A 25,396-nucleotide genomic window follows, 5' to 3' on the forward strand; every position below is an offset into this window, starting at 1 on the left:
TACATTGACCCTGTAAGGGATCGGTCGTATACTTCCGCCCCAGCTTTGTCGCGGGGTGGAGCAGTCTGGTAGCTCGTCGGGCTCATAACCCGAAGGTCGTCGGTTCAAATCCGGCCCCCGCAACCAGTTTTAGCGGAGCCCCTTTTAAGGGGCTTTTTGTTAGCTGGACACTTTCAACGCCGCTGTTCGACGGCGTTTCAAGGATGGGCGTTTCGCCCATTTTTTTATTTTGCACAGCATGCACATACATGCACGAGGGGGTTCAGGTGTCGAGCAAGCTAGAAGAGTTGCAGGCCTTGCTGGCCCCGGTGGTCGTGGCCCTAGGCTATGAATGCTGGGGTATTGAGTTTTCGGCTCAAGGTCGCCACTCAATGTTGCGCGTTTATATCGATAAAGAGGGCGGCGTGCTGGTGGACGATTGTGCCATCGTCAGCCGTCAGATCAGCGGTGTCCTGGATGTTGAAGATCCGATCGCCGTTGAATACACCCTCGAAGTTTCCTCGCCAGGCATGGAACGCCCACTGTTCACTATTGAGCAGTTTGCTAAATATGCCGGTGAACAAGTGAAGATCAAGCTGCGATCTCCTTTTGAAGGGCGACGCAACTTTCAGGGCCTTCTGCGCGGTGTAGAAGAACAGGATGTAGTGGTGCAGGTAGAAGACCACGAGTTCCTGTTGCCGATCGATATGATCGACAAGGCCAACATTATTCCCAGTTTTGACTGAGACGTGCCAGAAACTGCGGATCCCGCGGATCCAATGGCTTGCGAAAGGCGAGGCGTACGATGAGCAAAGAAGTACTGCTGGTTGTTGAGTCGGTATCCAATGAAAAGGGCGTACCGGCTAACGTGATTTTTGAAGCGCTGGAGTTGGCCCTGGCCACTGCTACCAAAAAGCGTTTTGAAGACGAAGTTGATCTGCGTGTGGAAATCAACCGCCACACCGGAGCCTATGAGACTTTCCGTCGCTGGACAGTCGTCGAAGAAGCCGATCTTGATGATCCGGCCATCGAAACCTGGCCAAGCAAGGTTGCGCAAACGCATCCTGGTGCCCAGGTGGGTGACGTCGTCGAGGAAAAGATCGAGTCCATCGAGTTCGGCCGCATCGCTGCACAGACTGCCAAGCAAGTCATCGTGCAAAAGGTCCGCGAAGCCGAGCGCGCTCAAGTCGTTGACGCCTATCGCGAGCGCCTGGGGGAAATCATCTCCGGCACCGTGAAGAAAGTGACCCGCGACAACGTGATCGTCGACCTGGGTAACAACGCTGAAGCGTTGCTGGCCCGTGAAGACATCATTTCTCGCGAAACCTTCCGTGTTGGCGTGCGCTTGCGTGCGCTGCTCAAGGAAATCCGCACCGAGAACCGTGGCCCTCAACTGATCCTGTCGCGTACTGCGCCGGAAATGTTGATCGAGCTGTTCCGTATCGAAGTGCCGGAAATTGCCGAAGGCCTGATCGAAGTGATGGCTGCGTCCCGCGACCCGGGTTCGCGCGCCAAGATCGCGGTCCGCTCCAAGGACAAACGCATCGACCCGCAGGGCGCTTGCATTGGTATGCGCGGTTCGCGCGTCCAGGCAGTGTCGGGCGAATTGGGCGGTGAGCGTGTGGATATCGTGCTGTGGGACGATAACCCGGCGCAGTTCGTGATCAACGCCATGTCCCCGGCCGAAGTCGCGGCAATTATTGTTGACGAAGATGCCCATGCAATGGACATCGCCGTTGGCGCAGACAATCTGGCCCAGGCCATCGGTCGCGGTGGTCAGAACGTGCGTCTGGCCAGCCAGTTGACTGGCTGGACCCTGAACGTCATGACCGAATCGGACATCCAGGCTAAGCAGCAAGCAGAAACCGGCGACATCCTGCGCAACTTCATCGACGAGCTGGAAGTCGACGAAGACCTGGCACAGGTGCTGGTAGATGAAGGCTTTACCAGCCTGGAAGAGATTGCCTACGTACCGGTGGAGGAAATGCTCAACATCGACGGCTTTGACGAAGACACCGTCAACGAGCTTCGCGCTCGGGCCAAGGATCGCTTGTTGACTAAAGCCATCGCTACTGAGGAAAAGCTGGCAGACGCCCATCCGGCCGAAGACCTGCTCTCGCTTGAGGGTATGGACAAGGATTTGGCGATGGAACTGGCGGTGCGCGGCGTAATTACCCGCGAAGACCTGGCCGAGCAGTCTATTGACGACCTGCTCGACATCGACGGCATTGACGATGATCGTGCCGGCAAGTTGATCATGGCCGCCCGAGCCCATTGGTTCGAGTAATTAGGCGCGGCCTGAGGAGAGAAGTGCATGACGCAAGTCACGGTGAAACAACTGGCCGATGAGGTCAAAACACCGGTAGAGCGCCTGTTGCAGCAGATGCGTGAGGCAGGTCTGCCGCACACCGCCGCCGAGGAACATGTGAGCGACAGTGAGAAGCAATCGTTGCTGACTCACTTGAAAAGCAGCCACAAGGCGAAAGTGGAAGAACCGCGCAAGATTACATTGCAGCGCAAAACAACCAGCACCCTGCGGGTGGCTGGTAGCAAAAGCATCAGCGTTGAAGTGCGTAAGAAGAAAGTCTTCGTGCAGCGCAGCCCGGAAGAAATCGAAGCCGAGCGCAAACGCGAGATGGACGAACGTCGCGCAGTAGAAAATGCTGCACGTCAGAAGGCTGAAGAAGAAGCCAAGCGTCGCGCCGAAGAAGAAGCGCGTCGCCAGCCTGCTGCTGCGCAATCCGCTACTGATGCAGTCGCCGCTCCTGCCGCGCCTGTTGAAGCTGTGCGTGAGGCCGCTCCTGTTGCCGCCGCACCTGCTCCTGCAACCGACGCTCGCAAGCGCGACGAACCTCGTCGTCCGGACAAGCCACGCGCAGACGATAACAATCGTCGCGGCAGTGGTGATGGTGAGCGCAAAAACGCTCCACATCGTGCTTCGGTCAAAGAGAAAGCGCCTGCTCCACGCGTTGCGCCACGTACTACCGACGAAGAAAGCGATGGCTTCCGTCGTGGTGGTCGCGGCAAGGCCAAGCTGAAGAAACGCAACGCCCACGGTTTCCAGAGCCCAACCGGCCCTGTCGTGCGTGAAGTGAAGATCGGCGAGACCATCACTGTGGGCGATCTGGCCCAGCAGATGTCGGTCAAGGCTGCTGAAATCATCAAGTTCATGTTCAAGCTGGGTACTCCGGCCACCATCAACCAGGTACTGGACCAGGAAACTGCCCAACTGGTTGCTGAGGAGCTGGGCCACAAAGTGACCCTGGTCAGCGACACCGCCCTGGAAGATTCCCTGGCCGAGTCCCTGAAGTTTGAAGGTGAGGCAGTTTCCCGTGCGCCAGTCGTGACCGTAATGGGCCACGTTGACCATGGTAAGACTTCCCTGCTCGACTACATCCGTCGTGCCAAGGTTGCAGCGGGCGAAGCCGGCGGCATCACCCAGCACATCGGTGCCTACCACGTTGAAACCGACCGTGGCATGGTGACGTTCCTCGATACCCCAGGTCACGCCGCGTTTACCGCAATGCGTGCCCGTGGTGCCAAGGCGACCGACATCGTGATCCTGGTGGTTGCAGCGGACGACGGCGTAATGCCACAAACCATCGAAGCCGTTCAGCATGCCAAGGCTGCTGGTGTGCCGCTGGTGGTTGCAGTGAACAAAATCGACAAGCCGGGCGCCGATCTCGATCGCATCCGTAGCGAACTTTCGGTTCACGGCGTGACGTCCGAAGAGTGGGGTGGCGACACTCCATTCGTACCGGTCTCGGCGAAGATGGGTACCGGCGTTGACGAACTGCTCGAAGCAGTCCTGTTGCAAGCCGAAGTCCTGGAACTGACCGCTACGCCATCGGCTCCTGGCCGTGGTGTCGTGGTTGAATCGCGCCTCGACAAGGGTCGTGGCCCGGTTGCGACCGTGCTGGTTCAAGACGGTACCCTGCGCCAAGGCGACATGGTCCTGGTCGGTTCGAACTACGGCCGTGTACGTGCCATGCTCGACGAGAACGGCAAGCCAATCAAGGAAGCAGGTCCTGCTATCCCGGTCGAGATTCTCGGCCTGGACGGTACCCCGGACGCTGGCGACGAGATGAGCGTAGTTGCCGACGAGAAGAAAGCCCGTGAAGTGGCTCTGTTCCGTCAAGGCAAGTTCCGCGAAGTCAAGCTGGCCCGTGCTCACGCCGGCAAGCTGGAAAACATCTTCGAGAACATGGGCCAGGAAGAGAAGAAGACGCTTAACATCGTCCTCAAATCTGACGTCCGTGGTTCCCTCGAAGCGTTGAACGGCGCCTTGAACGGCCTGGGTAACGACGAAGTGCAAGTGCGTGTTGTTGGTGGCGGTGTCGGTGGTATCACCGAATCCGATGCCAACCTGGCACTGGCCTCCAACGCTGTACTGTTCGGCTTCAACGTGCGTGCCGATGCTGGCGCACGGAAGATTGTCGAGCAGGAAGGCCTGGACATGCGTTACTACAACGTCATCTACGACATCATCGAAGACGTCAAGAAAGCCCTTACCGGCATGCTTGGCAGTGACGTGCGGGAAAATATCCTGGGTGTTGCCGAAGTGCGTGACGTGTTCCGTTCGCCGAAGTTCGGCGCGATCGCGGGTTGCATGGTTATCGAAGGTACTGTGCACCGTAACCGTCCAATCCGTGTACTGCGTGAAGACATCGTTATCTTCGAAGGCGAGCTGGAATCCCTGCGCCGCTTCAAGGATGACGCTTCCGAAGTACGTGCCGGCATGGAATGCGGTATCGGCGTCAAGAGCTACAACGACGTCAAGCCTGGCGACAAGATCGAAGTCTACGAGAAGGTCCAGGTTGCTCGCAGCCTCTAACTCGCGCACTTCAGGAGCCACGCCGCGTGTGGGCATGCAAATGTCCCGCGCAGTGTCCGGACTCTAAACGCAACGCCCGGTCTGGCTTTTGTCAGGCCGGGCGTTTGCCGCTTTCAGACCCCACGGGTTTCACCGTGTGGCAGTAACAGGTAACAAGACATGGCAAAAGAATACAGCCGTACCCAACGTATCGGCGATCAGATGCAGCGCGAGCTGGCCCAACTGATCCGTCGCGAAGTCAAAGACCCGCGCGTTGGCCTGGTCACCATTACCGCTGTTGAAGTGAGCCGTGACGTTGGTCACGCGAAGATCTTCATCACCGTGATGGGCCAGGACAACAGCGAAGAGATCGCGCAAAGCATCAAGGTGCTCAACTCTGCCGCAGGCTTCCTGCGCATGCAGTTGGCCCGTGAGATGAAGCTGCGCAGCGTGCCCCAGTTGCACTTCCACTACGACGAAAGTGTCGTGCGTGGTGCGCACCTGTCGGCCCTGATCGAGCGTGCCGTGGCTGAAGACAATCAGCATCCGTCCACACCTGAAGACGCCAAGGAGTAAGCGGTGGCTCAGGTCAAGCGTATCCGTCGTAACGTCAGTGGCATCATCCTGCTCGACAAGCCCATTGGCTTTACCTCCAATGCCGCTTTGCAGAAGGTCCGCTGGCTGCTCAATGCCGAGAAGGCCGGGCACACCGGCAGCCTCGACCCCTTGGCTACTGGCGTATTGCCATTGTGCTTTGGCGAGGCCACCAAGTTCTCGCAATACCTGCTCGATTCAGACAAGGGTTATGAAACCCTGATGCAACTGGGCAAGACCACCACCACGGCTGACGCCGAAGGTGATGTTCTGCAGGTTCGCGACGTGACCGTTGGTCGTGCAGATATCGAGGCCGCTTTACCCGCTTTTCGTGGGCAAATCAGTCAGATACCGCCGATGTACTCGGCTCTCAAGCGTGATGGCCAGCCTCTTTACAAGCTGGCACGTGCGGGCGAAGTAGTGGAGCGCGAACCGCGTTCTGTTACTATTGCGCGCTTGGAATTGCTTGCCTGTGAAGGCGAGACTGCCCGCTTGGCCGTGGACTGCAGCAAAGGCACCTATATCCGTACCCTGGTGGAAGATATCGGTGAAAAGCTCGGTTGCGGCGCGTACGTTGCAGAACTGCGACGTACCCAGGCTGGCCCTTTTACCCTGGCCCAGACGGTCACGCTGGAAGAGTTGGAAGCCGTGCATGCCGAAGGCGGCAATGAAGCAGTTGATCGCTTCCTGATGCCATCGGACAGCGGTTTGCTGGATTGGCCATTGCTGCACTTTTCGGAGCACAGCGCGTTCTACTGGCTCAACGGCCAGCCAGTACGTGCACCGGATGCCCCGAAGTTCGGCATGGTGCGGGTACAAGATCACAACGGTCGCTTTATCGGTATCGGTGAAGTGAGCGAAGACGGGCGCATCGCGCCGCGTCGACTGATTCGGTCAGAATGACCGGAACCAGTTTGTGGTAAAAGCGCAGTAGTTTTTACGCAAACTGGAACGAGGGTGGCTGTTAACAGGCACGGTCACTACTCATTTTTAGATACAGGGATTTGTCCCTGGCCTGTTGAAACTGCCCTTTGGGTGGTTTCCTGAAAAAAGGATTGCCTCATGGCTCTCGACGTTCAAGAAAAAGCACAAATCGTAGCTGACTATCAGCAAGCTGTTGGTGACACTGGTTCGCCAGAAGTGCAAGTTGCACTGCTGACCCACAACATCAACAAGCTGCAAGGTCACTTCAAGGCCAACGGTAAAGATCACCACTCCCGTCGTGGTCTGATCCGCATGGTAAACCAGCGTCGTAAGCTGCTGGACTACCTGAAAGGCAAGGATCTGGGTCGTTATCAGACTCTGATCGGTCGCCTGGGTCTGCGTCGCTAATCAGCGATTGCGCTAGAGGTTGGTTGGCTGTCGTGTGTCAGTGGGTTTCCCGCTGGCCCATGGCAGGCTTCCAGCCTCAAGTTTTATCTGGATACACGTTTTACCCTGGACAGGCGTTGGGCCGATTCCCGACATTGCCCAAGAATTTCGCAAGAAGACAAGTTCCCCAAGAGCCACAAAGAAGGTAGGACACCGTGAACCCGGTTATCAAAAAATTCCAGTTCGGTCAGTCGACCGTTACCCTCGAGACAGGCCGTATTGCCCGTCAAGCCTCCGGCGCAGTGCTGGTCACCGTTGACGACGACGTTACCGTACTGGTGACCGTTGTAGGCGCCAAGACCGCTGACCCAAGCAAAGGCTTCTTCCCTCTTTCCGTTCACTACCAGGAAAAGACTTACGCTGCCGGTAAGATCCCTGGTGGTTTCTTCAAGCGTGAAGGCCGTCCTTCCGAGAAAGAAACCCTGACTTCCCGACTGATCGACCGTCCGATCCGTCCGCTGTTCCCAGAAGGCTTCATGAACGAAGTGCAGGTTGTCTGCACCGTCGTTTCCACCAGCAAGAAGACCGATCCGGACATCGCTGCGATGATCGGCACCTCGGCTGCCCTGGCCATCTCCGGTATTCCTTTCGATGGCCCGATCGGCGCAGCCCGTGTTGCGTTCCACGAAAGCACCGGCTACCTGCTGAACCCGACTTACGAACAACAGAAAGCTTCGAGCCTGGACATGGTCGTTGCCGGTACTTCGGAAGCCGTGTTGATGGTTGAATCGGAAGCCAAAGAGCTGACCGAAGACCAGATGCTGGGCGCTGTACTGTTTGCTCACGACGAGTTCCAGGTTGTGATCAACGCTGTTAAAGAACTGGCTGCTGAAGCTGCCAAGCCAACCTGGACCTGGGCTCCTGCGCCTGAAGCCACCGCACTGCTGGGCACTATTCGCTCCGAGTTCGGTGCTGCGATCTCCGACGCCTACACCATCACCATCAAGGCCGACCGTTACGCTCGCCTGGGTGAACTGAAGGACCAGGTTGTTGCCAAGCTGTCCGGTGAAGAAGGCCAGCCTTCTTCCAGCGAAGTCAAAGCAGCCTTCGGCGAAATCGAATACCGCACCGTTCGCGAAAATATCGTTAACGGCAAGCCACGTATTGACGGTCGCGACACCCGCACCGTACGTCCGCTGAACATCGAAGTCGGCGTTCTGCCGAAGACCCACGGTTCGGCCCTGTTCACCCGTGGTGAAACCCAGGCCCTGGTAGTCGCGACTCTGGGTACTGCCCGTGACGCACAGCTGCTGGACACCCTGGAAGGCGAGAAAAAAGACCCGTTCATGCTGCACTACAACTTCCCTCCGTTCTCGGTAGGTGAGTGTGGTCGCATGGGTGGTGCTGGTCGCCGCGAAATCGGTCACGGCCGCCTGGCCCGTCGTTCGATTGCAGCCATGCTGCCTGCCGCCGACGTGTTCCCGTACACCATTCGTGTTGTGTCGGAAATCACCGAGTCCAACGGTTCCAGCTCCATGGCTTCGGTCTGCGGTGCTTCCCTGGCTCTGATGGACGCCGGCGTTCCGATGAAGGCACCGGTTGCCGGTATCGCCATGGGCCTGGTTAAAGAAGGCGAGAAGTTCGCCATCCTGACCGACATCCTGGGTGACGAAGACCACCTGGGCGACATGGACTTCAAAGTAGCCGGTACCGCCAAAGGTGTTACCGCGCTGCAGATGGACATCAAGATCAAGGGCATCACCGAAGAAATCATGGAGATCGCTCTGGGCCAAGCCCTGGAAGCGCGCCTGAACATCCTCGGCCAGATGAACCAGATCATTGGTCAGTCCCGCACCGAACTGTCGGAAAATGCTCCGACCATGATCGCGATGAAAATCGACACCGACAAAATCCGTGATGTCATCGGTAAAGGCGGCGCGACTATCCGTGCGATCTGTGAAGAAACCAAGGCCTCGATCGATATCGAAGACGACGGTTCGATCAAGATCTTCGGCGAAACCAAGGAAGCGGCTGAAGCTGCACGTCAGCGCGTCCTGGGTATCACCGCAGAAGCCGAGATCGGCAAGATCTACGTCGGTAAGGTCGAGCGCATCGTCGACTTCGGCGCATTCGTCAACATCCTGCCTGGCAAGGACGGTCTGGTTCACATCTCCATGCTGAGCGATGCTCGCGTTGAGAAAGTGACCGACATCCTCAAAGAAGGCCAGGAAGTGGAAGTGCTGGTACTGGACGTGGACAACCGCGGCCGTATCAAACTGTCCATCAAGGACGTAGCAGCAGCCAAGGCTTCGGGCGTTTAATCACTCCCAGGCTTCACGCTGAAAAAGAGGACTCTTCGGAGTCCTTTTTTTTGGACTGCGGGAAAGTGAAGGTAAATCAGCCGTTTAGCCCAGGACAAAAGCCGCAACTTGCATGCAGGCACGACGGGCTTCATGCAAGTTGCACGATTTCGAAAAAACAGCATTTATATAAGCTATTGATTTATAAGGGTTTATTTAAATTTTTGGACTTGGCACACTGTCTGCACTATTCCTGTTAACGCTGCAGTATGAAGGTTCACACGCTGCAGACTTTCAATAAAACAGGAGTTACTCGTATGAAGAAGTTCGCTCTCGCTACTGCTACCGCTCTGACCCTGGCCATGGGTGCTAACGTGGCCTTTGCCCAAACTTCCCAAGCTCCAATGACTCTGGCGGCTGGTGAAGCCACCAAAGCGAAAGAAAGCGTTTCGGATACTTGGATCACCACCAAAGTTAAATCTGATCTGCTGACTGAAAAAGGTATTCCTGGTTCGGACATCAAGGTTGAAACCAACAAAGGTGTGGTTTCCCTGTCGTCGACTGTAGCCATTTCGGATTCGCAGAAAGCAACCGCTGTAGCGATCACCAAGAAAATCAAAGGTGTAACCGCGGTTTCTGCTGACGGCCTGCTGGCTGGCGGCGCCACCAAGGCAGACAACATCGACAAAACCAAAAGCGCAGCAGCAGGCGCCAAAGAGTCCACTTCGGATACCTGGATCACTACCAAAGTGAAAGCTGACCTGGTAACCGAGAAAGGCATTCCTGGTACCGACATTAAAGTCGAAACCAACAAGGGCGTGGTTTCCCTGTCCTCTTCGGTCGCTGTGACTGAAGCGCAGAAAACTACTGCGGTGAATATCACCAAGAAAATCAAAGGCGTTAAAGCTGTATCGGCCGACGGCCTGAAAGCAGAGTAACGTGTAACCATTCGACTGGACCCAGGCGGCCACGAGCGAGGCAGATATCCGCTCAATGCACCTTACAGGTTCATGCGACCGACCACAGGGATGTGGTCACTACGGGCCCCGGCACTTGTGTCGGGGCCCGTTTTATTGTGGCGGGGAATACATATTTGCCGATTTTGGAGATCAAATGTGGGAGCTGGCTTGCCTGCGATGACGGCGTATCAGTAGTAAGCAGGCTGGCTGACCCACCGCCATCGCAGGCAAGCCAGCCCCCACACTTTGCACTTATGGTGCCCGGTAGTTACTCGGCATCCAGGTGCATTGGCGTAACAACCCGGCCATCTTTCTCTGCCTGCCCAAGGTTGGCATCAATGAAGTACACCCGGTCATCTTCCAGCTGGCCCTTGTCGACCAGATAGTCTTTGATCGTGCTGGCGCGGTCCTGGCCCAGTTGGCGTAGCAGCACGTCACTGGCGCTCCAGAACTTGATCACGCCGTCACGCAGCTTCGACGAGCGCTCATCGCTACCCAGGTTTTTCCACTCGGCCGGTGGCTGTTGCTTCAAGCGAGTGCGGTAGATGCCTTCGAGCAGCGGGGCTTTTTCCTTTTCCGGTACTTCGAGCAACGACGCCTGGGCCGGGACTTTATCGCCACGGCGCTGGAGTATCTTGTAGTAGTTGTACTGATACTCGCGCTCAAGCCGCTCGGCAGCCAAGAACGGGCCGTCGCTGCTGGCTGCCGCGGTGCCTTCGATCTCCAGGCGCAGGGCAGGGCGCTCCTTGAGGGCCTTGGCGAGGCTGTCCAGGGCCGACTCGGCGTCCTTGTTCAGGGCGCTGGAGCCTGCGGCGAACGACACGTTGCCAAGATCCTGCGCGCCACCACCCGTCACCAGCCCGCCAATGAACTTGAACGGCGCCGTCGCCGCGCGTACCACCAGGTTGCGCAGGGTTTGCCAGACAATCGGCATCACGCTGAATTGCGGGTTGTTCAAGTCGCCGGTCACCGGCAATTCGATGGAAATCTTGCCGTCGGTGTCCTTGAGCAGGGCAATCGCCAGGCGAATCGGCAGGTCCACCGCGTCCGCACTGTCGACTTTCTCGCCCAGTTGCAGTTGCTCCACCACTACCTTGTTCTCGGCCTTCAGCTGGCCTTTGGTGATCACGTAGTGCAGGTCCAGGTTGAGCCGGCCCTTGCGGATACGGAACCCGGCAAACTTGCCCGAGTAAGGTGTCAGGGTGGTCAGTTCGACGCGTTTGAAGCTGGTGGCGATATCCAGTGCGGCCATCGGGTCAAACGGGTTCACGCTGCCCTTGATGGTTACCGGCGCATAGCGATCGACCTTGCCCTTGATATCGACGCTGGCCGGCTTGGCCTGGCGGCTGTCGATGGTGCCGATCTGGCCATTGAGTTGCTGGATCGCCGTGGCGAAGTTCGGTGTCAGGCTGAAGTCGGCAAAGTTGGCCGAGCCATCATTGATCGCGATCTGGCCGATACGGATGCCCAGGGGCTTCTCGTTGCTCGCGCTGGATTTGGCCGTCGATTTGGCACCGCTGTCGGCCGGCTGTGGAATCAGCAGGTCATCGACGTTGGTGGTGCGGTCATCGTTGATCATAAAACGCGCATAGGGTTGCAGCAGGTTGATCTTGTCGATCGACAGGCTATTGCCGTGCTGGTAGTTCAAGCCCTCGACCACCAGGCGCTGCCACTTGAGGAAGTCACGGGTCTTGAGAGTATCGAGGGTGTGCAGTTGGTCCACTTGCGCGCGGCCGGTGATCTGCAGCGCAAGGGGCTCGGTACTCTTGAGGTTCACGTCCAGGTTGCTGCCGAGCATGCCGCTACGCAGTTCCAGGCGGATAAAGGGGCTGATATAGGACTGGGCAACCCGCAGGTCGATATCCTTGGTGTCGACCTTCAGCTTGGCGCTGACCGGGTTCAGGTTGACCTGGCCGCTCGCCTGGATCTTGCCCTGCTTGCCCAGGCCACTGTCGATCTTCAGCGTGAAGGGGCTTTGATTGAGGCTGTCGAAATCTTGTACATCGACATTCAGCGGGCCCAGCTCCAGTGCTACCGCAGGTTTTACCTGGCGATCAGCCAGATGCACCTGGTAGTTGCGCAGTTGCACATCCTTGAGCAGCACTTGCCAAGGCTTGCTCGGTGCTGTCGGTTCGGGTTTTGGCGAGTCGGCCGTGGCGGGAGCGCTTGCTGGCTCAGGCTGGGTGGCCGGCTTGCTCGGCTGGCTGGCGAACAGTTTCTGCCAGTCCAGTTGGCCGTCGGCTTCGCGGGCGGCCCAGGTTTCGAGCTTGTTACTGCGGATCTTGCCCACGATCACTTGCTGCTTGGCCAGGTCGATCGAGGTTTCGCTGACATCCAGGCGCTCCAGGCGCGCCAGTGGCCGGCCATCCGGGGCCTTGATCGCAAAGGGTGCGATGCTCGCGGAGACGTTGGTCAGGTTCAGTTCGGTTTCTTTGGCCAGGTTCAGCTTGTAGTCGGTGCTGAAGTTGAGGATGCCGTCTTCCAGGACCAGAGGCACGGCGTCCCGTACATAGGGCCACCAGACTTTCATCTTGCCATCCGTGACCTTGAGCTTACCCTCGGAGGCGATCGGCACCAGGCTGAAATTACCGGTCCAGTCGATCTGCCCACCCTCGGGGCCGGCGGCGACCAGGGTCATGTCGGCGTTGTCTTCGGGCAGGGTGCTGAGGTTTTTCAGTTCGAAGTCGAGTTTGTCGTAGAGAAACTCGATAGGTTCGCTGGGGCGCACATCTTCGAAGTGCACGTAGCCGCCCGCCAGCTTGATGCGCTCGATGCGCAGCGGGAACGGTTTGCTCTCGGGGTCATCGGGCGTCGGTTCGCTCGGCGGCAACTTGAACAATTGCGCCAGGTTGAGCGCACCGGCTTTGTCGAAGAGGATTTCGGTCTTCGGCTTGTCCAATTGCACATCGGCCAAGTGCAGGGCGCGAGTCCAGAGGCTGTCGATCTGCAGGTTGGCGTAGAGGCGATCAAAGCCCACCTGTTCCTTGCCCGGCTCACCGATTTTTAGGCCCCAGAGGGTTAGCTCCAGGCTGAACGGGTTGAGTTCGATACGCTCGATACGGGCCGGCACGGTGGCGTAGTTGGCCAACTGTTGGTTGGCCACGCGAAGCGCAATACCGGGCAAAATCAAAAAGCCCAGCAAGCTGTAGAGTGCAAGGGCGGTCAGCAAGGCGCCTGCGGCGCGAATCAATCCTTTGGGCATGGGTGACGCCATCTATGTCGATCAAGAGTGCCTTGGAGTATGGCACGGGTTTACGGTTCCGAAGAACCGAGCCTTTATTACGCCAGTCCAGGCCTTTCAGGGCAATCCTACAGCTGCAGGATCAGGGTCTTCAGAGGAGGCTGCTGGTCTTGTGAGGGAAAGTCAGCGCCGGGCGTCATCACTTTCCAGTCGCGTACCGGCCTGCCGGCCTTTTCAGCGCAACGCAAGACCTGCTCGCGCCAACCATCCATGCTGACTTTTGCCAGGTTGTTGCAGCAGATCAGCACGCCATTGTCTGCGGTGGCCAGCAGTGCGGGCTTGAGCAGGCTTTGGTAGTCGCGCAGCAGGTCCACGGTGCCAAAGGCGCTCTTGGCCCACGCCGGTGGGTCGAGCAGCACCAGGTCATATTGCCGTTGCTCCAGGCGTGGGTAGCTTGGCAGTTTTTGCCCGCGACGCTGGGTGATCGGCAGCCCGGCCAACTGGCGGATTGCCGGGAAGTAATCGGACTGTACAAACGTCATGGCTGGCAGTTGCGGGTTCAACTCGCCGTTTTCGCGACCGACCGCCAGGTTGCCCTCGGCAAAGTCCAGGTTGCACACCTCGCGGGCCCCACCGGCCGCTGCGCTGAGGCCGACGCCGCAGGTGTAGGCAAATAGGTTCAGCACGCTTTTGCCGGCACTGTGCGCCTTGACCCAGCCGCGGGTGTTGCGCAGGTCCAGGAACAGCAGCGGATCCTGCCCGGAGTGGCGACCGCGCACGCGATAGTTCAGGCCCCATTCATGGCCGACCAGGTCTTCCAGGGCTGCGGGTTCGGCGCGGTACACCGTGTCTTCGCGGTCGATACGCGAGTTGCCTCGGGAGCGGTCGTTATAGACCAGCAGCAGTTCCAGCCCCAGGTACTGGTTGATCATCAGGTGCAACTGCAGCAGCGCATCGCTATCTAGCGATTGGTGAAAGCTCTGCACCATCAATTGCGGGCCGTAGCGGTCGATGGTCAAGCCACCGGCGCCTTCCTGGCTGCCATGGAACAACCGATAGCAATCGGTGCCTTGGGCATGCAGCTCGGCGAGCAGGTCTTGGCGGTGATCGAGGGCGGCGCGCAGCGCCTGATTCAGGGACGACATGGAGCGCGCCTTGCTGGGGAATTGAAGCGCGCAAGTTTAACAGCTCCTGTGGGCGCCGGCTTGCCAGCGATGGCGGTGGAGCAGGAATCGCTATCGCTGGCAAGCCAGCTCCCACAGGGTGTGTCGTTACAGCAGGCCCATCCGCCTGTGGGCGCGTTGCACCGAGCCATTGCGCATCGCCCAGCGTAGCAGCGGCGCGCTACGCATGACCCCGGCGCGGATCAACTGGCGTTGCAGCGGGCTTTGCTGCTGCCCCAGCATGTCACCCGCCCAGTCCGGCAGCAGGTCGATGCCGGCTTGCATCATCAGCGCCCCGAACGGCTTGGCCAACGCGCTGGGTGCCGGGGCATCGAGCAACAGGCGCAGTACTTCGCGGCTGCGTTCGTCACACAACAGTTGTGGGCGAATACGTTGCAGATAATCAGATATTTCCTGCCTTGAACGCGGCACATGCCGAGCCCCCAGTTGTTCGGCGACCAGGGCTATCTCGCTGTAGTAGCGGTCCTGGTCCCGAAGTGATAACCCCGGGTTTTTGTAGCGCAGGTGCGCCGCCAGAAAGCTGCTGACTTCGGCGACGTGGACCCAGGTCAGCAATTGCGGATCACTGGCGGCATAGGGACGCCCATCCGGCGCGTGCCCGACCACCTGCAGGTGGATGGTGCGCACTTTTTCGATCAGCCACTCGGCATCGCGGCGCGAGCCAAAGGTGGTGCCGGAAATAAACTGCGACGTACGGCGCAAGCGCCCGAGCATGTCCTGGCGAAAGTTGGAATGGTCCCACACGCCGGCCAGCGCCAAGGGATGCAGCGCTTGCAACATCAAGGCGCTGATGCCGCCGATCAGCATGCTGCTGAAGTCACCATGGACCTTCCAGCTCACCGAGTCCGGCCCGAACAGCCCCGGATCGCCCTTGGGGCTTTCCAGGTCCAGGTTGCCCAGGGACAGGCCCGTGAGGCTCATCAACTGGGATTCGATACGGTTGCGCAGAAATTCCATGGTGGCTTGAGGGTTCCTATCGGTTCAGGCGCTTGTCGATCAAGCCGTCGACCACGCTCGGATCGGCCAGGGTCGAGGTATCGCCCAGGCTGTCGAGCTCGTTGCAGGCGATCTTGCGCAGGATACGCCGCATGATCTTGCCTGAGCGGGTTTTGGGCAAGGCTGGCGCCCATTGGATCAGCTCGGGCTTGGCGAAACTCCCGATTTCCTTGCTGACCAGGTCCAGCAGGTGTTTTTTCAGTTCGTCGCTGGGCTCGACGCCATTCATCGGCGTGACAAACGCATAGATGCCCTGGCCCTTGAGGTCATGGGGATAGCCGACGACGGCGGCTTCGGCCACTTTGTCGTGCAGCACCAGCGCGCTTTCCACCTCGGCGGTGCCGATGCGATGGCCGGAGACGTTGATCACGTCATCGATGCGCCCGGTGATCCAGTAGTCGCCATCCTCATCGCGCCGCGCACCGTCGCCGGTAAAGTAGTAGCCGGGGTAAGGCTTGAAATAGGTGTCGATCATCCGCTGCGGGTCGCCATACACACTGCGGATCTGCCCCGGCCAGCTGACTTTGATTGCCAGGACGCCACTGCCGGCGCCGCTGATTTCCTTGCCCTGCTCGTCGAGCAAGACCGGCTGCACCCCAAACATCGGCTGAGTCGCGCAGCCAGGCTTGATGCGCTGGGCGCTGACCAGCGGGCTGAGCATGATGGCGCCGGTCTCGGTCTGCCACCACGTATCGACAATCGGGCAGCGCTGCTCGCCGACGGCATTGAAATACCATTCCCAGGCTTCCGGGTTGATCGGCTCGCCGACACTGCCGAGCAATCTCAGGCTGGCCCTGGACGTGTTCTCCAGCGGGCCATGGCCCTCACGCATCAAGGCCCGCAGGGCGGTGGGCGCGGTGTAGAAAATATTCACCTGATGTTTGTCGATCACTTGCCAGAAGCGCGAGCTGTCCGGGTAACTCGGCACGCCCTCGAACATCAGGGAGGTGGCACCGTTGGCCAGTGGCCCGTACACGATATAGCTATGGCCCGTGACCCAGCCGACGTCGGCGGTGCACCAGAACACTTCGCCCTCGCGGTAGTCGAGCACGTACTTGAAGGTCATTGCCGCTTGCAGCAGATAGCCGCCGGTGGTGTGCAGCACGCCCTTGGGCTTGCCGGTACTGCCGGAGGTATAAAGAATAAACAGCGGGTCTTCGGCGCCCATCGGCTCGGGCGGGCATTCGCCGCTGGCCGCGTCCACCGCCTGTTGATACTTGAGGTCGCGCCCCTCGGTCCAGGCCACTGCGGCGCCGGTACGCGCTACCACCAGCACCGTCGTGACATTCGGACAACTGGCCAGGGCTTTATCGACATTCTGTTTCAGTGCCACCGGCTTGCCGCCGCGTACACCTTCGTCGGCAGTGATTACCGTGCGGCAGTCGGCATCCAGAATGCGATCGCGCAGGGCATCCGGTGAGAACCCGCCAAACACCACCGAGTGCACCGCGCCAATTCGCGTGCAGGCCAGCATTGCGTAGGCGGCCTGCGGAATCATCGGCATGTAGATACACACCCGGTCGCCTTTCTTCACGCCACGGCTTTTCAGCACATTGGCCAGGCGGCTGACGTTTTGATGAAGTTGGCGGTAGGTGATTTTGGACGATTTTGCAGGATCGTCGCCTTCCCAGATAAAGGCCGGCTGGTCGGCGCGCTGCGCCAGGTGCCGGTCAATGCAGTTGTAGCTGACGTTCAACTGGCCGCCGGCAAACCACTGTGCGGCGCCGGTGTGGATATCGCAGTGTTGGACGGTTTGCCAGGGCGTGATCCAGTCGAGCAGCGCCTTGGCCTGTTCGGCCCAGAAAATATCGGGGTGTTCGATGGATTGCCGATAGAGACGCTGGTAGTCCTCTTGACTGAGTTGCGCAGCCCGGCGCACGGCATCGGCATGGGGAAACTGGCTGATATCGAACATTAGGGATCCCTCTTCTTGTTATAGATACAAGAGTTCAAGGCTGGTCCCTGTGGGGGCTGGCAAGCCAGCTCCCACAGGGGGCGCTTGTGCAGGTTCAATCCCTGATTGTAGTGCCGATCACATCAACCGCGGTGACGACCACGGAAGTAGTTGATCAAGCCCTGGGTCGAGGCATCGTCGGCCAAGGTTTCCTCGGCGCCCGTCAGGCGGTTGTAGACGCCCTTGCCCAGTTCCTTGCCCAGCTCCACGCCCCATTGGTCAAAGGCGTTGATGCCCCAGATAACGCTCTGCACGAACACCTTGTGTTCATACATTGCCACCAGTGCGCCCAGGCGACGCGGGCTGATCCGCTCGACCACCAGGGTGTTGCTCGGGCGGTTGCCCGGGATCACTTTGTGTGGGGCCAGTTTCTGCACTTCGTCTTCGGCCATGCCTTTGTCACGCAGCTCGGCTTCGGCTTCGCTGCGGGTCTTGCCGAGCATCAAAGCCTGGCTCTGGGACAGGCAGTTGGCATACAGCCACTGGTGATGGTCGGAGACCGGGTTGAAGCTGACGATCGGCACAATGAAGTCGGCCGGGATCAACTGGGTGCCCTGGTGCAGCAACTGGTGGTACGCGTGCTGGCCGTTGCAGCCCACGCCGCCCCAGATAACCGGGCCGGTATCGGTGGAAACCGGCGTGCCGTCCTGGCGTACGCTCTTGCCGTTGGATTCCATGTCCAACTGTTGCAAGTGCTTGGTGATGTTACGCAGGTAGTGGTCGTACGGCAGGATCGCATGGCTCTGTGCGCCCCAGAAGTTGCCGTACCACACACCCAGCAGGCCCAGCAGCACCGGCATGTTTGCCTCGAACGGCGCGGTCTGGAAGTGCTGGTCCATGGTGTAGGCACCCGACAGCAGTTCCTTGAAGTTGGACATGCCAATGGCCAGGGCGATCGGCAAGCCGATGGCCGACCACAGCGAGTAACGGCCGCCGACCCAGTCCCACATCGGGAAGATGTTCTCTTCACGGATACCGAAGGCCACGGCTGCCGCGTTGTTGCTCGACACGGCGATGAAGTGGCGATACAGCTCAGCTTCGGAGCCACCCTGGGCCAGGTACCAGGCGCGGGCGGCCTGGGCGTTTTTCAGGGTTTCCAGGGTGTTGAAGGACTTCGACGAGACAATAAACAGCGTGGTCTCGGCGCGCAGCTTCTGGGTCAGTTCGTGGAACTCACTGCCGTCGATATTCGCCAGGTAGTGGCAGCGCACGCCTTTATGGGCGTAGGACAACAGCGCTTCAGAGACCAGCTCCGGGCCGAGGAACGAACCACCGATGCCGATGTTGACCACGTCAGTGATCGGCTTCTCGGTGTAGCCGCGCCACAGGCCGTCGTGGATGCGGCCTACCAGGTCGGTGATCTGGTTCAGCACCTTGTGCACGTCGGGCATGATATTGGTGCCGTTGACCGACAGCTTGTCGCCCACCGGACGGCGCAATGCGGTATGCAGCGCCGGGCGCCCTTCCGAAGAGTTGACCGGCTCGCCGTCGAACAGCGCCTTGATTGCGCCCTTGAGGTCGACTTCGTTGGCCAGGCCCACCAGCAGGTCGCGGGTTTCAGACGTAATCAGGTTTTTCGAGTAGTCGAGGAACAGTCCGCAGTTGCTCAAGGTGAACTGGCCAAAGCGCTGGGGATCGGCATTGAACGCTTCGCGCATGCTGAAATCCTGCATGGCTTGGCGGTGTTGATTGAGCGCTTGCCAGGCGGGCAGAGCGGTAACGTCATGAGGAGTGCGGTAATACGCCATCGCTGCGGGTTTCCTTTTTATTACTGGGACTACTTTTGGGACACTTGAATGTCCGGAACGTCCGACTTTTATCAAGCAGGCACTGAGAAACGGCGGGTTCCGGTCGAATGCGTCAACGCCAACACTAGCGTCGGGCGATTACATTAAACCTAGCGTGTCGATATGTCTTGGCTTTGTCTGCGCACAGGCCGGTACTTTTTTATACCGGGGCCTGGGAGGCGCTACAAACCGAATGTGGGAGCGGGCTTGCTCGCGATGGTGGTGGGTCAGCGACAACTACATCGACTGACAGTCCGCCATCGCGAGCAAGCCCGCTCCCACATGAGGATATTGCCATGCTTAAACGCTGAGGTTGAGGTGCAGGTTGTCGATCAACCGGGTCGCGCCTAGGTACGCGGCGACCAGGATCACCACATCACGATCCTCGGCGGTTGCCGGGCGCAGATGCTGGCCCTGGCGAACTTCCAGGTAATCCATGCGCAGGCCGGCGGCCTCGATGTGTTGGACCTGCTCGGCACGCAGCTTGGCGAAGTCGCTGTCGCCATTCTCAATGGCAGTGGCGATATGACTAAGGCTGCGGAACAGCACCGGGGCGATGGCGCGCTGTTCTTCCGTCAGGTAACCGTTGCGCGAGGACAGCGCCAGGCCGTCCTCTGCGCGCACGGTGGGTTCGCCAATGATCTGGATCGGCATGTTCAGGTCGCGCACCATGGCGCGGATCACCGCCAGTTGCTGGTAGTCCTTTTGCCCGAACACCGCCAGGTCAGGCTGGACCATGTTGAACAACTTGCTCACCACCGTCGCCACACCCTCGAAGTGCCCCGGACGGCTGGCGCCGCACAGGCCTTCAGACAGTTGTGGCACGCTGACTCGGGTCTGCACGGTCATGCCGCCTGGGTACATTTCGTCGACCGTGGGTGCGAACAGCAGGTTGCAGCCCGCCACCAGCAGCTTTTCCTGGTCGGCGGCGAGGGTGCGCGGGTACTTGTCCAGGTCTTCGCCGGCGCCAAACTGCAGCGGGTTGACGAAAATGCTCGCCACCACGAAGTCGGCTTGCTCGGCGGCGCGGGTCACCAGCGTGGCGTGGCCCGCATGCAGGTTGCCCATGGTTGGCACGAAGCCGATGCGCTTACCGGCGCTGCGCGCGTGAGTGACCGCGGCCCGCAGTTCGCGCAGGGTTTTTACGGTGTTCATGCAGAGAATCCGTGTTCGGTGCCTGGGAAGGTGACGGCTTTGACTTCGGCGACATAGGCACCCAGCGCGGCGTGGATGCTGTCCTGGCCCGCCATGAAGTTCTTCACGAACTTAGGTGCGCGGCCGGTGAGGTTCAGGCCGAGCATATCGTGCAACACCAGGACCTGGCCGTCGGTAGCGCTGCCGGCGCCAATACCGATGACCGGGATTTTCACCGCCTGGGTGATTTCTGCGGCCAGTTCGCTTGGCACGCATTCGAGCAGGATCATTGCCGCGCCGGCCTGCTCAAGGGCGATGGCATCGGCGCGCATCTGCCGCGCCTGGGCTTCATTGCGACCCTGGACCTTGTAGCCACCGAGGATATTCACCGACTGCGGTGTCAGGCCCATGTGCGCACACACCGGCACGCCGCGTTCGGCCAGCAGGCGGATCGACTCGGCGAGCCATACGGCACCTTCCACCTTGATCATATGTGCCCCGGCCTGCATCAGCTTGCCGGCATTCTGGAAGGTCTGCTCAAGCGTTGCGTACGCCATGAACGGCAGGTCGGCGATGATGAACGCGCCCTCGTTGCCGCGCTTGACGCTGGCGGTGTGGTAGGCGAGTTCATCGGTGGTGACGGGGAGGGTGCTGTCATTCCCTTGAAGAACCATGCCCAGGGAGTCGCCCACCAGTAACACCTCGACGCCGGCCTGGCAGCAGGCCTGGGCGAAGGTGGCGTCATAGCAGGTCAGCATGGCGATTTTTTCACCCTTGAGTTTGAGGCTCTGCAAGGTGGTCAGGGTAATGTCTGGCATGAAAAGGGTCCTCGTTCAGGCGCTTGGAAACAGCGAGTAACGCGCGTGAGTCTTCGTTTATACAGGCGCACTTTCTTCAGAGCAGTGCTTATAAGGCCTGGATTGCGCCCTTCAGCGCCGGGTTGGCGGCAGCGGGACGCCTATAGTCGTGAGGAGGACTCTGGAAGTCAATTGGATGTGTTACCGCATTGTTACGAGGTAGGTGTTACCGCTGTTACTGATGCGATTCAGCAGGCTGTAATGCTTTTTGGCTGGCGCTGAAGATCAATGTAGGAGCTGGCTTGCCTGCGATGGCATCCCGCGGAGTGTCAGGCAGACTGCGGTGATGCCATCGCAGGCAAGCCAGCTCCTACAGGGATTGAGGTATGCGTTCCAGGCCGACGAACGGGCATCCGGCGAGCAGATCACTGAGTAGACGGCCGTCAGGCAGTTGCAAAGTGGCAGGCGCCAGTTCAGCCAGCGGATACAGCACAAATGCGCGCAGATGCATTTGATAGTGCGGCACCTTGAGGCGCGGCTCATCAATCAGGCGATCGCCAAACAGCAGGATATCCAGGTCCAGCGTGCGAGGGCCCCAGCGTTCAAGGCGTTCGCGGCCCTGGTCGTTCTCGATGGCTTGCAGCGCATCCAGCAGCTCCAGTGGCGTGAGGGTGCTGTCCAGCTCCGCCACCGCGTTGGTGTAGCGCGGCTGGCCAGGAAGCAGGGAATCGCTTTGATAGAAGGCAGAAACACCGACGAGTGTGGTGTTCGGCAACTGCGCCAACGCCTCGATGGCGTTGCGCAATTGCTGCTGCGGGGCAGCGAGGTTGCTGCCCATGCCAATGTAGATACGTTCCACCGTGCTTATTCGCCCGAGGTATCGGCGGCACTGCGCTTGCGCTTGCTACCACTGCTGCGGCGGCGCTTTTTCGGCCCCTCGCCCGTGGCTTCGCCTTTGCTGCTGAGCTCACGAATCATCTCGCGACGTTCGCTGTCATTGGCGTCCTGATAGTCGGTCCACCATTCGCCCAGGCCATCGGTCTGTTCGCCGGCGCTTTCGCGCAGCAGCAGGAAGTCGTAGCCGGCACGGAAGCGCGGGTTGTCCAGCAGCAGGTCGGCGCGTTTGCCACTGCGACGTGGCAGGCGTTCCTGCATGTCCCAGATCTCGCGGATCGGCATGGTGAAGCGCTTGGGGATCGCGATGCGCTGGCACTGTTCGGCGATCAATTCGTGCGCAGCTTCCTGCATTGCCGGAATCGGCGGCATGCCACGGTTCTGCAGGCGCAGTACCCGGGCGGGCAGCGCCGGCCAGAGCAGGGCGGCAAACAGGAACGCCGGGGTCACCGGTTTGTTCTGTTTGATCCGCAGGTCGGTGTTGATCAACGCTTCACTGATCAGCGTGTGGGTGTACGTCGGGTTGTGCTCCAGTGCATCGGCGCTGGCCGGGAACAATGGGTCGAACAACTGCAGGTCCACCAGCATTTCGAACGTGTCGGCGGCATGCCCGGAAAGGAACAGCTTGAGCACTTCCTCGAACAGGCGCGCCGAGGGAATTTCCCGCAGCATCGGTGCCAGTTCGCGAATCGGCGCGGCTGTGTGTTTCTCAATGCCGAAGTTCAGCTTGGCGGCAAAACGCACGGCCCGCAGCATGCGCACCGGGTCTTCCTGATAGCGCTGCGTGGGGTCGCCGATCAGGCGAATCAGGTGATTGCGAATATCGTGCACGCCGTTGGCGTAATCGAGGATGCGCTCGCTGACTGGATCGTAATAGAGGGCATTGATAGTGAAGTCGCGGCGTTGCGCGTCTTCTTCCAGGGTGCCGTACACATTGTCCCGTAGGATGCGTCCGCTTTCGTTGCGGGAAGACTGGTTGCTGTCTTCCTCTTCATCGTTTTGCGGGTGGCCCGCGCGGAATGTCGCGACCTCGATGATTTCGCGACCAAAGTGGATATGCACCAATTTGAAGCGCCGGCCGATGATCCGCGCGTTGCGAAACTCGGCACGCACTTGTTCAGGCGTGGCGCTGGTGGCGACGTCGAAATCCTTGGGGGTGATGTTGAGCAACATGTCGCGCACGCAACCGCCGACCAGGTAGGCCTGGTAGCCGGCGTTCTGCAGGCGTTCGACGATGTTCACCGCATAACGGCTGAACTGGGCGCGCTGCAGCGAATGTTGATTGCTGTTGAGCACTTCAGGCGTGCTGCGAATGTGTTGCGTACGACGCAAGGGGGAACGGAATGACTGGAACAACTTCTTCAGCATGGGATGCACTGTTTGAAGGAATGTTCGGCCATAACGAAGAATGACCGCATGATGGGCCGGGATTCTAGCATTTAGTCAGGGGATGGTGTAGGAACTAGCTGCAAGCGTTGAGCCAGATGCTTAAAAAAGCCGGCGTGGCGCTCAAATCGCAGAAACTACAAGGGGAGCCGAAGCTCCCCCAGAAAGTAGTTGCGTGCTCTATTTTTATTATTAATTTCGGGCTTCTTGTTTTTGTTGATCGCCCTCGCCATGAATTTTCACCTTCATGACACTCCCAATCGGGAGTCAAGAGCAAACGGATTGCTTTGGTCGCTGTGTTGCTATGATCAATGATCCAACCAGTTCAGGCTCTGCCTTAGGGCAGTTTTTGTTGTTCTCGGCCTGGTTGCGGGGCAAGCCCCAAATGCAACGCCTCTCCAAAAGAATCAGTTAGCTGCGCCTCCGCCGTGTTGTTTTTATTGTGCGTGAGTCGATTCGTCTTATTTTTATTGTGTGTGTACGGTGCTTTTTATTGTTCTTGTACTAAGCATATAGCAGGGTGCGTGCCAACTTTTGCGAGCCCCAGCAAAATCAGGGGTTTGACCGGTTCATGGGTGTTTGGCGGGCGAAAAAAAGCCGGGGCTTCGTTACCGTAAGCCCCGGCTTTTTGTTACGTGAATATCTGAGGTAACAGTTTTTTCACGTTTGGGGTGTTACCCAATGTGAGTTGATCTCAGCTTTCACTGGCAACCCCGGTCTTGCGCCGTGGAATGCCCAGGCGCTGGCGCCGCTCCCACAGGCACTTGCGGCTGACGCCCAGTTTGCGCGCCAGCTCGGTCTCGGTCATATGGTCCTGGTGCTCCAGGACGAAGTGCTGGAAGTAGTCCTCCAGGGACAAATCTTCTGTGGGCTCGTGGCTGGTGTTACTGCCGCCCTGCTGTGGTGCCAGGCCAATGAAGTCGTCATCGTCCAGGTCGCTTAGTTCGATATCGATGCCCAGCAGCTCAGCGGAGATCTGCGGGCTCTCCGAGAGAATCACTGCGCGTTCCACGGCGTTTTCCAGCTCGCGCACGTTACCTGGCCACGAATAGTGGCGGATGGCCTGTTCGGCGTCGGCCGCAAACGTCAGGTCGGTACGGTTGACCCGCGCGCTCTGGCGCAGCAGGAACGCATTGGCGATCTCGTTGACGTCGGCGCCGCGTTCGCGCAGGGCCGGCAACTTGAGGGCAATCACGTGCAGGCGGTAATAGAGGTCTTCACGGAACTGGCCGATTTTCGCCAGGCTTTTCAGGTCACGGTGAGTCGCGGCGATCAGGCGCACGTCGACTTTTTGCGACTGTACCGAGCCAACCCGGCGAATCTCGCCTTCCTGCAGCACACGCAGTAGGCGGGCCTGGGCTTCCAGGGGCAGTTCACCGATTTCGTCGAGGAACAGCGTGCCGCCGTCCGCCGCTTCTACCAAGCCTGCGCGTCCGGCGCTGGCGCCGGTAAAGGCCCCTTTTTCGTGGCCGAACAGTTCGGATTCGATCAAGGATTCGGGGATCGCTGCACAGTTCACCGAGATCATCGGGGCCTTGGCGCGCTTGGACAGGTTGTGCAGGGCGCGGGCCACCAGTTCCTTGCCGGTACCGGACTCGCCCTGGATCAGGACATTGGAGTCAGTGGGCGCCACCTTGCGGATCTTGACGTACAGGTCCTGCATGGGTGGGCAGGAGCCGATGATACCAATTTCGCCATTGCTGTTGTCGACGCCAGGTTTGTCGCTGGCGGCCTTGCCGGCCGGCCGTTCCGCCGGTGCGCTGCTGGCCGACTGGCGGTCACGCAGGATACGCGCCACCGCTTGGAGCATCTCGTCGTGGTCGAAAGGCTTGGCGATGTAGTCCACCGCGCCCATCTTCATCGAGTCGACGGCCGAGCGTAGGCTGGCATAGCTGGTCATGATCAGCACCGGCGTGCCCTGGCCCAGCTTGATCAGTTCGGTGCCCGGTGCGCCGGGCAGGCGCAGGTCACTGACGATCAGGTCGAATGTGGGAATGCTGAAACGCTCCTGGGCTTCCTGCACCGAGCCGGCTTCGCTGACCTGGTACTGATTACGTTCAAGCAGGCGACGCAAGGCAGAGCGGATAATGGTTTCGTCTTCGACGATCAAAATGTGCGGCATTGATT

Annotated in this window: 18 protein-coding genes and 1 tRNA gene; 9 read left to right on the forward strand and 10 right to left on the reverse strand. The window is 59.4% G+C overall.

The window, feature by feature from the left end; all coding sequences use genetic code 11:
* The first annotated feature begins 49 nt into the window (after positions 1-49).
* From ACSSVH_RS03700 to ACSSVH_RS03740, 9 genes are all read left to right on the forward strand, one after another.
* Positions 50-126 (forward strand) — tRNA-Met (locus tag ACSSVH_RS03700).
* Positions 127-266: 140 nt separating this feature from the next.
* Positions 267-725 carry a ribosome maturation factor RimP gene (gene rimP / locus ACSSVH_RS03705; RefSeq protein WP_032867412.1) on the forward strand — a complete coding sequence of 153 codons (459 nt, stop codon included), beginning with the start codon at positions 267-269 and terminating at the stop codon, positions 723-725.
* 59 nt (positions 726-784) lie between these two features.
* Positions 785-2,266: a transcription termination factor NusA gene (gene nusA, locus ACSSVH_RS03710; protein WP_038445977.1), complete on the forward strand. Its 1,482-nt coding sequence runs from the start codon at positions 785-787 to the stop codon at positions 2,264-2,266.
* Between the two features lie 27 nt (positions 2,267-2,293).
* Entirely contained in the window at positions 2,294-4,813 is a 2,520-nt protein-coding gene (infB, locus tag ACSSVH_RS03715; RefSeq protein ID WP_492634099.1) for a translation initiation factor IF-2, read from the forward strand.
* A gap of 159 nt (positions 4,814-4,972) precedes the next feature.
* On the forward strand, positions 4,973-5,368 hold the full coding sequence (gene rbfA / locus ACSSVH_RS03720) for a 30S ribosome-binding factor RbfA (protein WP_029298974.1): 396 nt from the start codon (positions 4,973-4,975) through the stop codon (positions 5,366-5,368).
* A 3-nt stretch (positions 5,369-5,371) separates the two neighbouring features.
* Entirely contained in the window at positions 5,372-6,289 is a 918-nt protein-coding gene (gene truB / locus ACSSVH_RS03725; protein WP_169955078.1) for a tRNA pseudouridine(55) synthase TruB, read from the forward strand.
* Positions 6,290-6,448: 159 nt separating this feature from the next.
* The gene (gene rpsO / locus ACSSVH_RS03730) at positions 6,449-6,718 is read left to right on the forward strand and encodes a 30S ribosomal protein S15 (RefSeq protein WP_003177875.1); all 270 of its coding nucleotides are present in this window, start codon (positions 6,449-6,451) and stop codon (positions 6,716-6,718) included.
* A 194-nt stretch (positions 6,719-6,912) separates the two neighbouring features.
* Positions 6,913-9,018, forward strand: a complete 2,106-nt coding sequence (gene pnp / locus ACSSVH_RS03735; RefSeq protein WP_169955077.1) for a polyribonucleotide nucleotidyltransferase — start codon at positions 6,913-6,915, stop codon at positions 9,016-9,018.
* 296 nt (positions 9,019-9,314) lie between these two features.
* Positions 9,315-9,935 (forward strand): BON domain-containing protein, encoded by a 621-nt coding sequence (locus ACSSVH_RS03740; protein WP_029298967.1) that lies wholly within the window; start codon positions 9,315-9,317, stop codon positions 9,933-9,935.
* Between the two features lie 289 nt (positions 9,936-10,224).
* On the opposite strand, the gene ACSSVH_RS03745 is transcribed toward ACSSVH_RS03740, so the two are convergent.
* The 10 genes from ACSSVH_RS03745 to ACSSVH_RS03790 all read right to left on the reverse strand — a co-directional run bounded on the left by ACSSVH_RS03745 (position 10,225) and on the right by ACSSVH_RS03790 (position 25,391).
* The gene (locus ACSSVH_RS03745) at positions 10,225-13,158 is read right to left on the reverse strand and encodes a DUF748 domain-containing protein (RefSeq protein ID WP_170058509.1); all 2,934 of its coding nucleotides are present in this window, start codon (positions 13,156-13,158) and stop codon (positions 10,225-10,227) included.
* A gap of 107 nt (positions 13,159-13,265) precedes the next feature.
* Positions 13,266-14,282 carry a class I SAM-dependent rRNA methyltransferase gene (locus ACSSVH_RS03750; protein WP_492634100.1) on the reverse strand — a complete coding sequence of 339 codons (1,017 nt, stop codon included), beginning with the start codon at positions 14,280-14,282 and terminating at the stop codon, positions 13,266-13,268.
* Positions 14,283-14,408: 126 nt separating this feature from the next.
* Complete coding sequence (locus ACSSVH_RS03755; protein WP_492634101.1) at positions 14,409-15,278, reverse strand: oxygenase MpaB family protein; 870 nt, start codon at positions 15,276-15,278, stop codon at positions 14,409-14,411.
* A 16-nt stretch (positions 15,279-15,294) separates the two neighbouring features.
* A complete protein-coding gene (acs, locus tag ACSSVH_RS03760; RefSeq protein ID WP_492634102.1) occupies positions 15,295-17,232 on the reverse strand; it encodes an acetate--CoA ligase in 1,938 nt (645 codons plus the stop codon).
* 122 nt (positions 17,233-17,354) lie between these two features.
* The gene (gene pgi / locus ACSSVH_RS03765; RefSeq protein WP_492634103.1) at positions 17,355-19,019 is read right to left on the reverse strand and encodes a glucose-6-phosphate isomerase; all 1,665 of its coding nucleotides are present in this window, start codon (positions 19,017-19,019) and stop codon (positions 17,355-17,357) included.
* A gap of 339 nt (positions 19,020-19,358) precedes the next feature.
* The gene (gene panC, locus ACSSVH_RS03770; RefSeq protein ID WP_492634104.1) at positions 19,359-20,213 is read right to left on the reverse strand and encodes a pantoate--beta-alanine ligase; all 855 of its coding nucleotides are present in this window, start codon (positions 20,211-20,213) and stop codon (positions 19,359-19,361) included.
* Positions 20,210-21,010 (reverse strand): 3-methyl-2-oxobutanoate hydroxymethyltransferase, encoded by an 801-nt coding sequence (gene panB / locus ACSSVH_RS03775; protein WP_169955070.1) that lies wholly within the window; start codon positions 21,008-21,010, stop codon positions 20,210-20,212. The genes panC and panB overlap by 4 nt, the downstream gene beginning before the upstream one ends.
* 349 nt (positions 21,011-21,359) lie before the next feature.
* Entirely contained in the window at positions 21,360-21,848 is a 489-nt protein-coding gene (gene folK / locus ACSSVH_RS03780; protein ID WP_492634105.1) for a 2-amino-4-hydroxy-6-hydroxymethyldihydropteridine diphosphokinase, read from the reverse strand.
* A gap of 5 nt (positions 21,849-21,853) precedes the next feature.
* Complete coding sequence (locus tag ACSSVH_RS03785; RefSeq protein ID WP_170043563.1) at positions 21,854-23,251, reverse strand: polynucleotide adenylyltransferase PcnB; 1,398 nt, start codon at positions 23,249-23,251, stop codon at positions 21,854-21,856.
* A gap of 712 nt (positions 23,252-23,963) precedes the next feature.
* Positions 23,964-25,391, reverse strand: a complete 1,428-nt coding sequence (locus ACSSVH_RS03790; protein WP_029298946.1) for a sigma-54-dependent transcriptional regulator — start codon at positions 25,389-25,391, stop codon at positions 23,964-23,966.
* Positions 25,392-25,396 lie beyond the last annotated feature (5 nt).

The organism is Pseudomonas sp. HC1(2025), from assembly GCF_058742075.1.